Source organism: uncultured Microbacterium sp., assembly GCF_947632095.1.
In the GTDB taxonomy this organism is placed as follows: Bacteria; Actinomycetota; Actinomycetes; order Actinomycetales; family Microbacteriaceae; genus Microbacterium.
The window spans coordinates 1-13,115 of the sequence record NZ_CANROA010000049.1 but is presented as its reverse complement, the minus strand read 5'-3'; the positions used below and the strand labels follow the sequence as shown (position 1 = coordinate 13,115).

The window sequence follows — 13,115 nt, the reverse complement described above, 5'->3', positions numbered from 1 at the left end:
GTCGCCGACGACGGGAAAACGCTGACCTTCACCGACCCGTGGAACAACACGCTGACGGCGGAACTCGCGCGCTGACGCCCAGGCGTCACGCCGAGGCCCGTACCACCAGTTCGGTGCCGAGGATCGTGACCGATGGCGGCTCCTCGCCGCGCAGCCGCGCCATGAGCACGCCGGCCATGGTCTCGCCCATCGCGTACATGGGCTGGCGCACGGTCGTCAGCGGAGGATCGGTCGCGACGGCGATGGCGGAGTCGTCGAAGCCGATGATCGCAACATCCTCGGGCACGCGGAGCCCGGCTGCACGCAGCACGCCGAGGGCTCCGCGCGCCATGAGGTCGCTCGCGACGAAGATCGCGTCCGGCGTTTCCTTCGCGAGCAGTCGGCGCGCAGCATCCGCCCCGCTCCTCTCGGAGAAGTCACCGGCCTCCTCCCCGACGGGCGCGAGTCCGGCATCCGCCAGCGCGGAGCGGAAACCCGCAATCCGGTCGACGGAGGCGAGCATGGAATCGGGCCCCGTGATCGTTGCGATGCGGGTGCATCCCCTGGCGATGAGGTGCTCGGTCGCCGTGCGCGCCGCGGCGACGTTGTCGACGTCGACGACGAACTCGCTCGCCCCCTGGCGCGCGGGCCGTCCGCCCCACACGACGGGCACCGCATCGGCGATGCGCTCCACGAACGCATCATCCGTGTGGTGCGAGACGATCAGCGCGCCGTCGACGCCGCCGTTGCGCACGAAGCCGGTCATCTTGCCGTGCGGGTCGTCGCCCGCGACCAGAAGGTTCAGCAGATAGTCGGATCCGGCGAGCGCGCCCGTGATGCCGGCGACGATCTCGGCGAAGAAGGGGTCGCCGAAGAAGCGCGTTGTGTCCTCGGGGACGATCAGCGCGATCGCGTGCGTCTGGCGCGACGCGAGGGACCGGGCGGCCCGGTTGGGCACGTAGCCCAGCCGTTCGATCGCGGCGCGCACCGCGGCGACGGCCTCGGGGCTCACCGCGCTCGCGCCGTTGACGACGCGCGAGACGGTCGAGCGCGAGACTCCGGCCGCGGCCGCGACCTCTTCGATGGTCGCCCGTACCGCCACGACTCTCCCTCCTCGCCGGGCTCAGAGGGAGCGTGCGGCGATGATGCGAGCGTACTCGTGACCGCTGTGCTTGATCGTGCGCTGCTGGGTGTCGTAGTCGACCCGCACGATCCCGAAGCGCTTGTCGTAGCCCCACGCCCATTCGAAGTTGTCCATGAGCGACCAGTAGAAGAAGCCCCGCACGTCGACGCCGGCATCCGCGGCATCCAGAACCGCCCCCAGGTGGGCGCGCACGAAAGCCGCGCGCTCGTCGTCGTGGACGCTGCCGTCGGCGGCTGCGACATCGTCGAAGGCCGCCCCGTTCTCGGTGACGTAGAGGGCGATTCCGCGCTCGGCGGTGTACTCGTCCGAAAGTCGGCGCAGAAGGCGGGTCAGTCCTTCGGGCTGGATCTCCCATCCCTGCGCCGTGCGCGGGAGCCCCCGCTCGATGGCGTGGATGCCGGCATCCGAGGGGTAGGGGCTGCGAACCTGCCGGGACGTTCCGGGGGTTCCCGAGACCGGCGGATGCTCGGGGGCGATGCCGGCGAGAAGATCACCGTGGTAGTAGTTCACGCCCTGGGTGTCGATGGGCTGCGCGATGAGCTCGAGGTCGCCGTCGTGGATCGCCTCCTCGAAGCGGGAGACCGCGTCCGGGTCGACCGCGCGGATGTCCTCGATGATGTCGGCCGGGTACGCGGCCCGGTGTATCGGGTCGAGGAACCACCGGTTGAACTGCCCGTCGACCCGCCGCGCGGCATCGACATCGGCGGGGTTCTCGGGATCGGCCGGATCGGCGACCGTGTGGTTCAGGGTGATGCCGAGGTTGAGCGTCGCATCGCGGCCGCGCAGATCCCGGATCACAGAACCGTGCGCGAGCAGCTGATGGTGGGCGGCGAGCAGCCCCTCGGCGATGCTCTGATGCCCGGGGGCGTGCTCGCCGCCCGTGTAGGAGAGGAACGACGAGCACCACGGCTCGTTCAGCGTCGTCCACACCTTCACCCGGTCGCCGAGCGCATCGTGCACCGTGGCGGCGTAGTCGCGGAAACGCTCGACGATGTCCCTCTCGGTCCAGCCGCCGCGCTCCTGGAGCACCTGCGGCATATCCCAGTGGTAGAGCGTGAGCCAGGGCAGGATGCCGGCGCCGAGCAGTTCGTCGACGAGACGGCTGTAGAAGTCGACGCCCTCCCGGTTCACCGCTCCCCCGTCGGGACGCACGCGCGACCACGAGGTGGAGAACCGGTAGGTCTGCAGCCCGAGGTTCTTCATCAGGGCGACGTCGTCGCGGTAGCGGTGGTAGTGGTCGCAGGCTTTGGCTCCGTCATCTCCGCCGATCACCGCTCCGGGAACGCGCGCGAAGGCGTCCCAGATCGAGTCGGTGCGGCCGCCCTCCTGGGCCGCGCCCTCGATCTGATAGGCGGCGGTGGCCGCTCCGAAGAGGAAGTCATCGGGGAAACTGCGGGGCATCGTGGGCGTCCTGTCGTCGACGGCGATCATGGGAGCGCTCCCAGCGTAGACCGGGAGACGCCTGCGGGGAAGGGCCTCACAGGCACCCCGGGTACCATCGAGCAGTGCCCTCCCCTGAACTCTCCCCCGCTCTCGCCCGCGCCGAAGCACTGATCCGCAGCATCCCGGACTACCCGCAGCCCGGCATCCTGTTCCGCGACATCACACCGCTGCTCGCCGACGCCGAGGCGCTGCGCGCCACCGTCGAGGCGATCATCGAGCCCTTCGCCGGGAAGTTCGACTACATCGCGGGCCTCGAGGCCCGCGGCTTCCTCATCGCCAGCGCCGCCGCGCTCTCCGCCGGCGTCGGCCTCATCCCGATCCGCAAGGCCGGCAAGCTCCCGCGCCCCGCGGCATCCGTCGACTACGCCCTCGAATACGGCACCGCGACGATCGAGATGCACGATGACATCCCCGCAGGATCCCGCGTCCTCCTCATCGACGACGTGCTCGCCACCGGAGGAACCCTCGCCGCCGGCCGCCAGCTCATCGAGCGCCTCGGATCGCACGTCGCGGGCATCTCGGTGCTCTTCGAGATCGACGGCCTCGGCGGCCGCGAGCTCATCGGCGATCTGCACACCGTCTTCCACTCCTGAACGCGGATCGGCACGCCCGGTCGTCGCACTAGACTGGGCGTGCCCGCCTTCCCGCGAAATCCGGAGCCTCCCATGCCGACCATCGTCGTAGACGTCATGCCCAAGTCCGAGCTGCTCGACCCGCAGGGAAAGGCCGTCTCCGGCGCTTTCGCCCGCCTCGGTGTGACGAGCTTCAGCGATGTCCGCATCGGCAAGCGCTTCGAGCTGACCGTCGACGGCGAGGTCACCGACGCGGCCCTCGCCGAGGCGAAGAAGATCGCCGAAGAGGTCCTGTCGAACCAGGTCATCGAAGACGTCGTCGGCATCGAGGTCGTCGAATGACCGTGCGCATCGGGGTCATCACCTGGCCCGGATCCCTCGACGACCGCGACGCGCAGCGCGCCGTGCGTCTCGCCGGCGCCGAGCCCGTCGCCCTCTGGCACGGCTCCCACGACCTCGAGGGCGTCGACGCCCTCGTCCTTCCCGGCGGCTTCAGCTACGGCGACTACCTGCGCTCCGGCGCGATCGCCGCGCTCTCGCCGATCATGGCCGAGGTCAAGACGGCCGCCGCCGCGGGCATGCCCGTGCTCGGCATCTGCAACGGATTCCAGATGCTCGTCGAGGCGCACCTGCTGCCCGGCGGACTGATCCGCAACGACCACCAGCACTTCGTCCGCCGCGACCAGAAGCTCGTCGTCGAGAACACCTCGACCGCGTGGACCAACGAGTTCGCGCAGGGCCAGGAGATCGTCATCCCGTTGAAGAACGGCGAGGGCGGCTACATCGCCGATGACGAGACGCTCGACCGCCTCGAGGGCGAGGGCCTCGTGGCCTTCCGCTACGCGGGCGTCAACCCGAACGGCTCGCTGCGCGACATCGCCGGCATCACGAACGCCGCGGGCAACGTGGTCGGCCTCATGCCGCACCCCGAGCACGCCACCGAGGCCGGCTTCGGCCCCGACACGGCTTCCGCGATGCGCTCCGGCACCGACGGTCTCGCGTTCTTCACGAGCGCGATCGCCGCGGTCGCCCGCGTCGCCGCCTAAAGTTCTTCTACGAAGGGTCGGATGCTTCAGCATCCGGCCCTTCGTCGTTCCCGGGCGTCTTCGTCTGTTGCACGCAGCGGATGTTGTTGCGCACCGCGGAGGTTCTTCCGCGAAACCTCCGCCACGGGCAACAACCTCCGTCGGGCGCAACGCCCACCCGGCTCGATAGGCTCGGGATGTGAGCCTCTTCGTCACCGTTCCCACCGCCCGCCTCGCCGAGAACGTCGGCCCGTTGCCCGAGGGCGCGGAGCTCGAGATCTGGGACATGACGTCCCCGGCCCCGCGCGAGCGCATCGACATGGTCGTGCCGCCGTACATGGGTGCGACGAAGGTGCTGGGCGCTCTCGAGGGCGTCGATGTCGGCCTCGTGCAGAGCCAGTCGATCGGTTACGACGGGGTCGCGGATGCTCTGCCGGCGGGCATCCCGTTCGCGAACGCTTCGAGCGTGCACGAGACCTCGACCGCCGAGATCGCGCTGGCGCTGACGCTGGCCGCTCAGCGGCAGTTCCCCCGTTTCGTGCTGGCCCAGCAGCAGGGCCAGTGGTCGCCGGTCTTCGCCGAGAGCCTGGCGGATCGCAAGGTTCTGCTGGTCGGATTCGGCGGAGTGGGCGAGGCGATCGCCCTGCGCCTGGAACCGTTCGAGATCGATCTGACAGTCGTCGCGCGCACCGCGCGCCCGGTCTGGCACGAGCGTCTCGGCCGCGTGCAGGTGCATGCGATCGACGAGCTCGCGGGCCTGCTCCCGGATGCGGAGATCGTGATCCTCGCACTTCCCGGCGGTGCGGAGACGCACCGGCTCTTCGACGAGCGGATGCTGTCGCTGCTGCCCGACGGTGCGCTCATCGTCAACGTGGGCCGCGGAACCCTCATCGACACCGACGCCCTGGTCGCCGAGAACGGCCGCATCCGGGCGGCGCTCGATGTGATCGACCCGGAACCGGTTCCGGAGGGCCATCCGCTGTGGTCGACGCCCGGCGTGCTCATCTCGCCGCACATCGGCGGCGCGTCCACCGCGATGAACCCGCGCATCGCCCGCCTGATCCGCAAGCAGATCGAGCGGATGCTGCGCGGCGAGACCCCCGCGAACATCGTCATCCCCGGCTGAGCCCCATCGCGGCGCCGGGTGCCCTAGGCTCATCGGCATGACAGGCCTCGAGCAGTTCGCAGCCCCCGGCGCCCAGTGGTGGCGCAGCGCCGTGATCTACCAGATCTATCCGCGATCGTTCGCGGATTCGACGGGGAGCGGCGTCGGCGACCTTCCGGGTATCACGAGCCGTCTCGCGGCCCTCGAGGAGCTGGGCGTCGACGCGATCTGGCTGAGCCCGTTCATGACGAGCCCGCAGAAGGACGCCGGTTACGACGTCGCGGACTATCGCGACGTCGACCCGCTGTTCGGCACGCTCGACGACTTCGATGCGATGCTCGCCGAGGCGCATGCCCGCGGCATCCGGGTCATCGTCGACCTCGTCCCGAACCATTCCAGCGACCGGCATCCGTGGTTCCAGCAGGCCCTGGCAGCCGGGCCCGGAAGCCCCGAGCGCGCCCGTTACATCTTCCGCGACGGCCGCGGCGAGAACGGAGACCTGCCGCCGAACAACTGGGAGAGCGTCTTCGGCGGCGGCATGTGGGAGCGCGTCGTCGAGGCCGATGGCACGCCGGGCCAGTGGTACCTGCACATCTTCGACGTCACCCAGCCCGACTTCGACTGGACGAACCCCGAGGTGCGGGCGGAGTTCCGCTCGGTGCTGCGGTTCTGGCTCGACCGGGGCGTCGACGGCTTCCGGGTCGACGTCGCGCACGGCATGATCAAGACCGACGGGCTGCCCGATTACATGCCGCCGCTCGAGGCCGATTCGATGGGCGGCGGCGAAGCCGATGTGCCGTACTGGGGCCAGGACGGCGTGCACGACATCTACCGCGACTGGCATCGGGTGCTCGCCGAGTACGACGGCGACCGGGCCCTCTGCGGCGAGGCGTGGCTTCCGACGCTGAAGCAGACGGCGCTGTGGGTGCGTCCCGATGAGATGCACCAGACGTTCAACTTCCCCTACATGATGACCGCGTGGGATGCCGCGAGCATCCGCGACGTGATCCGCGAATCGCTGGCGGAGTTCGGGGCGGTCGGCGCCCCGAGCACGTGGGTGCTGTCGAACCACGATGTCGTGCGGCACGCGACGCGTCTGGCGGTGACGGTCGAGAACCCGCAGGGCGATGGGCTCGGCCCCCTCTCGGCTGGCAAGCCCGATCCGGCCGTCGGGCTCTCCCGCGCCCGCGCGGCCACAGCCGTGATGCTCGCGCTCCCCGGGTCGTCGTACCTCTACCAGGGCGAGGAGCTCGGGCTTCCCGAGGCGATGGAGATCCCCGACGACCTGCGGCAGGATCCGACATGGTTCCGCTCGCAGGGCGAGCGGTACGGACGCGATGGATGCCGCGTGCCGATCCCCTGGGAGGCGGATGCCCCCGCCTACGGCTTCAACGACACCGGCGCCTCGTGGTTGCCGCAGCCGGAGGAGTGGGCGCGGTTCGCGCGCGATGCCGAGACGGCGGATGCGGCATCCACTCTCCATCTTTACCGGACGCTGCTGCGGCTGCGCCGCGAGCGGGCACTGGGTGTCGGATCGCTCGTCTGGGAGGACCGCGGAGAGGAGGCGATCGCGTTCCGCCGCGGCGACCTGCACGTCGTCGCGAACCTCGGCGCCGAGCCGATCGAGCTCGGTGATGTGACATTCCTGACCCAGAGCGAACCGTTCGAAGGCACTGCGCTGCCGACAGACACGGCGGCCTGGTTCATCATCGACTGAGCCGGATGAACGGCACGGAAGCACGCGGCTGCCGGGTACAGTGGTGGACGGAGTGTCGGGAAGCCTGGTCGACGGTGTCCTTTCCGACGACAGAGAGTTCCTCCCGTGGCCCCGACTCCCCCTCTCCCCCAGCACGACCCCGACACCTTCCCGAGCGCATCCCTCGGCGAATCGCGGCGCATCGGCGAGATCCTGCGCAAGGAGAGCGTCGGCGGCATCCTCCTCGTGGCCTTCGCCGCCCTCGCCCTCGTGTGGGCGAACTCGCCCTGGGCGGACTCGTACTTCGCCCTGCGCGACGTCGAGATCGGGTACGAGCCCTGGCATCTGCGTCTGAGCCTGGGCGCCTGGGCCGCCGACGGGTTGCTCGCGATCTTCTTCTTCCTCGTCGGCCTCGAACTCAAACGCGAGTTCGTCGCCGGCGACCTGCGCCGCTTCCGCACGGCCGTCATCCCGATCACGGCTGCCGTCGGCGGAGTCATCGTGCCCGCCGTCATCTACACGGCGATCGTCACAGGCGACGCCGAGGCATCCCGGGGGTGGGCGATCCCCACAGCCACGGACATCGCGTTCGCCGTAGCCGTGCTCGCACTGATCGGCTCGCACCTGCCGAGCGCGCTGCGCATCTTCCTCCTCACCCTCGCCGTGGTCGACGATCTCATCGCGATCACGATCATCGCGGTCTTCTACACCGAGAGCATCGCCGTCACGCCTCTGCTGCTCGCGCTCGCCGTGATCGCCGTCTACGGCCTGATCGCGCAGCGGTTCCGCACGTTCTTCCATCTGCGCCCGACGGCCGCCTGGCTGATCCTCCTGCCGATCGGCGTCGTCGCCTGGGCCCTGCTCCATGCCTCCGGCATCCACGCGACAATCGCCGGGGTGCTCCTCGGATTCACGATTCCCGTGCTGCATAAGAAGGCCGACCGCGCCTCGGAGAACGGACCCGGGCTCGCCGAAGTCTTCGAGCACCGTTTCCGTCCGCTGTCCGCCGGAGTCGCGGTACCGATCTTCGCGTTCTTCTCCGCCGGCGTCGCGATCGGCGGCGGCGAGGGCTTCGTCTCGGCCTTCGCCGACCCTGTCGTGCTCGGCATCGTCGTCGCTCTCGTCGTCGGAAAACCGCTCGGCATCACGCTCGCGACCTGGGTCATCACCCGGGTGCGGCGCATCGGCCTCGACCCGGCTCTGCGGTGGGTCGACATCGCCGGGATCGGGATGCTCGCCGGAATCGGCTTCACGGTGTCGCTCCTCGTCGCCGAGCTGAGCTTCGCACCGGGAAGCCCGGCGCACGATCACGCGAAGGTCGCGATCCTCACGGCATCCGTCATCGCGGCGGTCGTGGCATCCGTTCTTCTCAGCATCCGCAACCGGCGCTACCGTCGGCAGTCCTCGATGACGCCGGAGCCCTGAGGCCGGCGGGCGCTTTCATCGGCCGTCACGCGGGCGGGAAGCCGCCGCTCAGCCGCCCGTGGAACACGCCGCTCGCGTCGTTGAGGCCGATGAGCTCGACGGTCTTGCCGTGGTGGGCGTACTTCGTCTCGATCGCGTCGAGCGCGGCAACGGTCGACGCATCCCACACGTGCGAGCGCGACATGTCGATCACGACGTGCTGCGGGTCCGCCGTGTACTCGAACTGGGTCGTGAGGTCGTTGCTGGAGGCGAAGAACAGCTGCCCGTCGACCGTGTAATGCACCGTGTCGTCGCCGAGCACCCGGGTGACGGTCACGACGTGCGCGACGCGGCGCACGAACAGCACCGAGGCGATGAGAACGCCGATGACGACCCCGATCGCGAGATTCTCGGTGAGCACGACGATGATGACCGTCGCGACCATGACGAACGTCTCGCTCTTCGGCATGCGCTTGAGGGTCGCGGGCCGGATGCTGTGCCAGTCGAACGCACCGATCGAGACCATGATCATCACGGCGACGAGAGCGGCCATCGGGATCGTCGCGACGAAGTCTCCGAAGACGACCACGAGCAGGAACAGGAAGATCCCGGCGCAGAACGTCGAGATGCGGGTGCGCGCCCCCGACTTCACGTTGATCATCGTCTGCCCGATCACGGCACAGCCGCCCATACCGCCGAAGATGCCCGAGAGGATGTTCGATGCGCCCTGCGCCCACGCCTCGCGGGTCTTGCGGGAGTGGGTGTCGGTGATCTCGTCGACGAGCTTCGCGGTCATGAGCGATTCCATGAGGCCGACGAGTGCGACTCCGAGCGCGAACGGCGCGATGATCGTGAAGGTCTCCCAGGTCAACGGCACATTCGGGATGAACAGTTCGGGCAGGCTCCGCGGCAGCTCTCCCTGATCGCCGACCGTCGGCACCTTCAGGGCGAACGCGAGCACGACGGCGGTGACGATGATGACCGAGACGAGGGGCGCCGGGATCACCTTCGTGATCTTCGGCATGAAGACCATGATGAGGATGCCGAGAACGATGAGCGGGTACACGAGCCACGGCACGTCGTACATGTGCGGCACCTGCGAGATGAACACGAGGATCGCGAGGGCGTTGACGAACCCGGTCATGACGCTGCGCGGGATGAAGCGCATGAGCTTCGCGACGCCGAGCACCGCGAGGAGGATCTGGAAGACGCCGGCGAGCAGAACCGTCGCGATGAAGTAGTCGAGGCCGTAGGTCGGGGCGACCGGGGCGATGACGAGCGCGACGGCGCCGGTGGCGGCGGTGACCATCGCGGGGCGTCCGCCGAGGAACGCGATCGAGACGGCCATGATGAACGACGAGAACAGGCCGACCTTCGGGTCGACGCCCGCGATCACCGAGAAGGCGATCGCCTCGGGGATGAGCGCGAGCCCCACGACGAGCCCCGCGAGCACCTCGCGGGTGAGGATGCGCGGGGTCTTCAGCGCCGTGAGGACGGAGGGATTCGGCCGGTAGCGGGTGCGGTCGTCGATGGTCATGGATGCTCCAAAGGGGATGCCTCGACGAAGACGGGAGGCAGATCAACTGTAGCCGCGGGGCGGTCGACACTAGAGTCGTGGCCATGAGCATCGACCTCGAAGCGCTGTACATCGATCTGCACCGGCATCCCGAGCTGTCCTTCCAGGAGACGCGCACAGCCGGCATCGCCGCCGGCCACCTGCGCGACCTGGGCCTCGAGGTCGAGGAGGGGATCGGGATCACGGGCGTCGTCGGAGTCCTCCGCAACGGCGACGGACCGGTCGTCTGGGCGCGCGCAGATATGGACGGCCTCCCGGTCGAGGAGCTCACGGGTCTCCCGTACTCCAGCACTGTGACGGGCATCGACCCGGCGGGGAACACCGTCCCGGTGATGCATGCCTGCGGCCACGACATGCACGTGACCGCGATGATCGGCGCGGTCGAGCGCCTCGTCGCCGAACGCGAGGAGTGGTCGGGAACCCTGGTCGTGATCATCCAGCCCGCTGAAGAGTACGGCGCCGGGTCCCGCGCCATGCTCGACGACGGGCTGCTCGAGCGCGTGCCCCGCCCGAACATCGTGCTCGGCCAGCACGTCACGCCGCTTCCCGCCGGGATCATCGGCATGCGGCCCGGCCCGCAGATGGCCGCCGCCGACGGGATCACCGTCACCCTGCACGGTCGCGGCGGTCACGGCTCACGCCCGCACACGACGATCGACCCGGTCGTCATGGCCGCCGCCACCGTGATGCGCCTGCAGACGATCCCCTCGCGCGAGATCGATCCGCGCGAGGTCGGCGTCGTCACGGTCGGCTCGATCCACGCCGGCACGAAGAACAACATCATCCCCGCCGAGGCGACGCTCGAGCTGAGCCTGCGCTACTCGACCGACGAGATGCGCGACAAGATCCTCACGGGCGTCGAGCGCATCGTGCGAGCCGAGGCCGCAGCATCCGGCGCCGAGCGCGAACCCGAATTCCGCACGGCGCACACCCTGCCGCCGACGATCAACGACCCGGCCGCAACGGCCCGGGTCACCGCGGCCATCAACCGCGACCTCGGCGCCGGAACCGTCGTCGATCCCGGGATGTTCACCGGCAGCGAGGACGTCTCCTGGTTCGCCCGCGACGCGGATGTTCCACTCGTGTTCTGGTTCTTCGGCGGCGTGGCCCCGGAAGCGTATGCGGCGGCCGAGGCATCCGGAACCGTCGCGGAGGACATCCCGACCAACCACTCCCCCTACTACGCGCCGGAGATCCACCCGACGCTCGAGACGGGCGTCGCCGCGATGGCGATCGCCGTGCGGGAGTTCCTCGCCTGAGAGAGCGGGCGCTCAGACCTCGACGATGCGCGGATCGATCGGTGCGGGCAGCGCCGGCCGCGTGCCGTGCGCCTCGCGGTGGATGCGCTCCATGCGCGCGTCGAGCTCGCCCGCGGCGTGCGCCGCATCGGTGAGGCTGTCGACGAGGTGCCCCGGCACCTGGCCCTGGAACTTGTAGTGGATCTTGTGCTCCAGACTCGCCCAGAAGTCCATCGCGATGGTGCGGAACTGCACCTCGACGGGGATGCACAGCTGCCCCGTCGACAGGAACACCGGCACCTCGATGATCGCGTGCAGACTGCGGTAGCCGTTCGCCTTGGGCTGGGCGATGTAGTCCTTGACGACGCGCACCGTGATGTCGTCCTGCGCGGTGAGCAGATCGAACAGCTGGTAGACGTCGGTGACGAAGCTGCAGGTGACCCGAATTCCGGCGATGTCGGTGATCTCATCGCGGATGCGCTCGAAGTCGGGCTCGATGCCCTTGCGGGCGATCTTCTCGACGATCGAATCGGGCGTCTTCAACCGACTCGTGACGTGCTCGATCGGGTTGTAGTCGTGGTCGTGGAGGAACTCGTCGCGCAGGATCGAGATCTTCGTCTCGACCTCGCGCATGCCGAACTCGTACCCGCGCAGGAAACGCTGGAACTGATCGCGCAGCTCCTTCGCCTGGCTGATGTCGTCTTCGCTGACCTCGATGGTCGTCATGACATCGACGTTACGCGGTCGGGTTCGGCATCCGCTGAGTGCTCGGGCGCCGGTGCCGGCTTCTCGCGGGAATCGGTGAGCTGCTGCCCCGAGACGAGACCGGGCAGGCCCCGGCCGCGCCGGGTGAACAGAAGCAGCAGGATGCTGGCGAACACGAGCGCCGGGACGGCTAGGGGGACGAAAAGCCCGAGCAGCGAGATCCCCGCATAGCCCGCGGCCCAGCGCAGCAGGCGCGCGATCGGCTGCGGAACCCGTCCGCCCCGGTAGCGCAGGCGCACTGTCGCATCGCCGATCGTCTGACCGGTGGCGAGCACGACGATCAGCCAGATCGCGGCGGTGCCGAGCGTCGACCAGAACGACACGAGCGTCCCGTCGCTCGCATCCTGCGGCAGCTCGAGCAGGTACAGGCGGACCGCGGCGACGCCCACGCCCGCCACATAGCCGATCAGTGCGAACGCGATCCCGTCGCAGAGCATCGCCAGCGCGCGGCGCCCCTTCGTCACCGGACGCGGAGCGTCGGCATCCGATGCCTTCGCCGACCCGCGATGCACTCGGGGCACGATGAAGCCGATGACCGAGCCGACGAGCGCGCCGAGCGTGTTCGTCATGAGGTCGCCGACGTCGAACACCCGGTAGGCGCACGGGTACAGGCCCCACACGCCCGTCAGCTGCGTCGTCTCGACGAACATCGAGAGCCCGAGCCCGGCGGCGAACGCGACGAAGATCCCTCGGCCGCCGAGCACCCGTACGAAGAAGCCGAGCGGCAGGAAAAGCACGACGTTCAGGGCGATCTGCAGGAACGCCGGATCCCTGACGAAGCGGGAGCCCTGCGAGAGGGTTCCGCGCAGCTCGCGCACGATCTCCAGCGGATCGGTCACCATGCCGACGCAGCGGATGTCGTCGCCGTCCGGCAGCGGGAGGAGCGTGTACGTCCAGATCGCCCAGAAGTAGATCAGCGCCGCGCCCCACAGCAGCAGCCGGCCGAAGGACAGATGCCCGCGGCGCCGATAGGCGATCGCGACGAAGGGGACGAAGAGCAGGAAGCCGACGACGAGACCCAGCCCGATCGCGACAGCCCCCGAGAACATCTGACCGGTCACCCGGAGATCTTATCCGGGTGACCGGTCGCGGGACAGCACAGCCTATCGGGTCAGCGGTTCATGCGGTCGGTGCGAGCGGCTCGGCCGACGCCGTTGACCGTGAGCAG

At 69.2% G+C, this 13,115-nt stretch carries 12 protein-coding genes; 7 read left to right on the top strand and 5 right to left on the bottom strand.

Annotated elements, in window-relative coordinates; genetic code table 11:
- Positions 1-85 precede the first annotated feature (85 nt).
- Positions 86-1,081, bottom strand: coding sequence for a LacI family DNA-binding transcriptional regulator (locus tag Q0Z66_RS10580; RefSeq protein ID WP_298040895.1), 996 nt, complete (start codon positions 1,079-1,081; stop codon positions 86-88).
- Positions 1,082-1,102: 21 nt separating this feature from the next.
- Entirely contained in the window at positions 1,103-2,554 is a 1,452-nt protein-coding gene (locus tag Q0Z66_RS10575; protein WP_298040893.1) for a GH1 family beta-glucosidase, read from the bottom strand.
- Positions 2,555-2,628: 74 nt separating this feature from the next.
- On the opposite strand from Q0Z66_RS10575, the gene Q0Z66_RS10570 reads away from it, so the two are divergent.
- From Q0Z66_RS10570 to nhaA, 6 genes are all read left to right on the top strand, one after another.
- A complete protein-coding gene (locus Q0Z66_RS10570) occupies positions 2,629-3,159 on the top strand; it encodes an adenine phosphoribosyltransferase (RefSeq protein WP_298040891.1) in 531 nt (176 codons plus the stop codon).
- 72 nt (positions 3,160-3,231) lie between these two features.
- On the top strand, positions 3,232-3,480 hold the full coding sequence (gene purS / locus Q0Z66_RS10565) for a phosphoribosylformylglycinamidine synthase subunit PurS (RefSeq protein WP_298040889.1): 249 nt from the start codon (positions 3,232-3,234) through the stop codon (positions 3,478-3,480).
- Positions 3,477-4,184: a phosphoribosylformylglycinamidine synthase subunit PurQ gene (purQ, locus tag Q0Z66_RS10560; RefSeq protein ID WP_298040888.1), complete on the top strand. Its 708-nt coding sequence runs from the start codon at positions 3,477-3,479 to the stop codon at positions 4,182-4,184. Before purS ends, purQ begins: the two co-directional genes overlap by 4 nt.
- A 178-nt stretch (positions 4,185-4,362) precedes the next feature.
- On the top strand, positions 4,363-5,289 hold the full coding sequence (locus tag Q0Z66_RS10555) for a 2-hydroxyacid dehydrogenase (protein WP_298040886.1): 927 nt from the start codon (positions 4,363-4,365) through the stop codon (positions 5,287-5,289).
- Between the two features lie 37 nt (positions 5,290-5,326).
- Positions 5,327-6,985: a glycoside hydrolase family 13 protein gene (locus Q0Z66_RS10550; RefSeq protein WP_298040884.1), complete on the top strand. Its 1,659-nt coding sequence runs from the start codon at positions 5,327-5,329 to the stop codon at positions 6,983-6,985.
- A gap of 180 nt (positions 6,986-7,165) precedes the next feature.
- The gene (nhaA, locus tag Q0Z66_RS10545; protein WP_298040897.1) at positions 7,166-8,389 is read left to right on the top strand and encodes a Na+/H+ antiporter NhaA; all 1,224 of its coding nucleotides are present in this window, start codon (positions 7,166-7,168) and stop codon (positions 8,387-8,389) included.
- 25 nt (positions 8,390-8,414) lie between these two features.
- On the opposite strand, the gene Q0Z66_RS10540 is transcribed toward nhaA, so the two are convergent.
- Positions 8,415-9,905: a SulP family inorganic anion transporter gene (locus Q0Z66_RS10540; protein WP_298040882.1), complete on the bottom strand. Its 1,491-nt coding sequence runs from the start codon at positions 9,903-9,905 to the stop codon at positions 8,415-8,417.
- 83 nt (positions 9,906-9,988) lie between these two features.
- On the opposite strand from Q0Z66_RS10540, the gene Q0Z66_RS10535 reads away from it, so the two are divergent.
- Positions 9,989-11,203, top strand: a complete 1,215-nt coding sequence (locus tag Q0Z66_RS10535; protein WP_298040880.1) for an amidohydrolase — start codon at positions 9,989-9,991, stop codon at positions 11,201-11,203.
- Between the two features lie 12 nt (positions 11,204-11,215).
- On the opposite strand, the gene Q0Z66_RS10530 is transcribed toward Q0Z66_RS10535, so the two are convergent.
- Both Q0Z66_RS10530 and Q0Z66_RS10525 read right to left on the bottom strand, forming a co-directional pair.
- Positions 11,216-11,908: a GTP pyrophosphokinase family protein gene (locus Q0Z66_RS10530; protein WP_298040878.1), complete on the bottom strand. Its 693-nt coding sequence runs from the start codon at positions 11,906-11,908 to the stop codon at positions 11,216-11,218.
- The gene (locus tag Q0Z66_RS10525; RefSeq protein WP_298040876.1) at positions 11,905-13,008 is read right to left on the bottom strand and encodes a VanZ family protein; all 1,104 of its coding nucleotides are present in this window, start codon (positions 13,006-13,008) and stop codon (positions 11,905-11,907) included. The genes Q0Z66_RS10530 and Q0Z66_RS10525 overlap by 4 nt, the downstream gene beginning before the upstream one ends.
- Positions 13,009-13,115 lie beyond the last annotated feature (107 nt).

Bases quoted from the DNA above. Each gene is read 5' to 3' on its own strand.
- Q0Z66_RS10535 (WP_298040880.1), top strand. From the start codon at position 9,989: ATGAGCATCGACCTCGAAGCGCTGTACATCGATCTGCACCGGCATCCC.
- purQ (WP_298040888.1), top strand. From the start codon at position 3,477: ATGACCGTGCGCATCGGGGTCATCACCTGGCCCGGATCCCTCGACGAC.
- Q0Z66_RS10550 (WP_298040884.1), top strand. From the start codon at position 5,327: ATGACAGGCCTCGAGCAGTTCGCAGCCCCCGGCGCCCAGTGGTGGCGC.
- purS (WP_298040889.1), top strand. From the start codon at position 3,232: ATGCCGACCATCGTCGTAGACGTCATGCCCAAGTCCGAGCTGCTCGAC.
- Q0Z66_RS10540 (WP_298040882.1), bottom strand. From the start codon at position 9,905: ATGACCATCGACGACCGCACCCGCTACCGGCCGAATCCCTCCGTCCTC.
- Q0Z66_RS10530 (WP_298040878.1), bottom strand. From the start codon at position 11,908: ATGACGACCATCGAGGTCAGCGAAGACGACATCAGCCAGGCGAAGGAG.
- Q0Z66_RS10575 (WP_298040893.1), bottom strand. From the start codon at position 2,554: ATGATCGCCGTCGACGACAGGACGCCCACGATGCCCCGCAGTTTCCCC.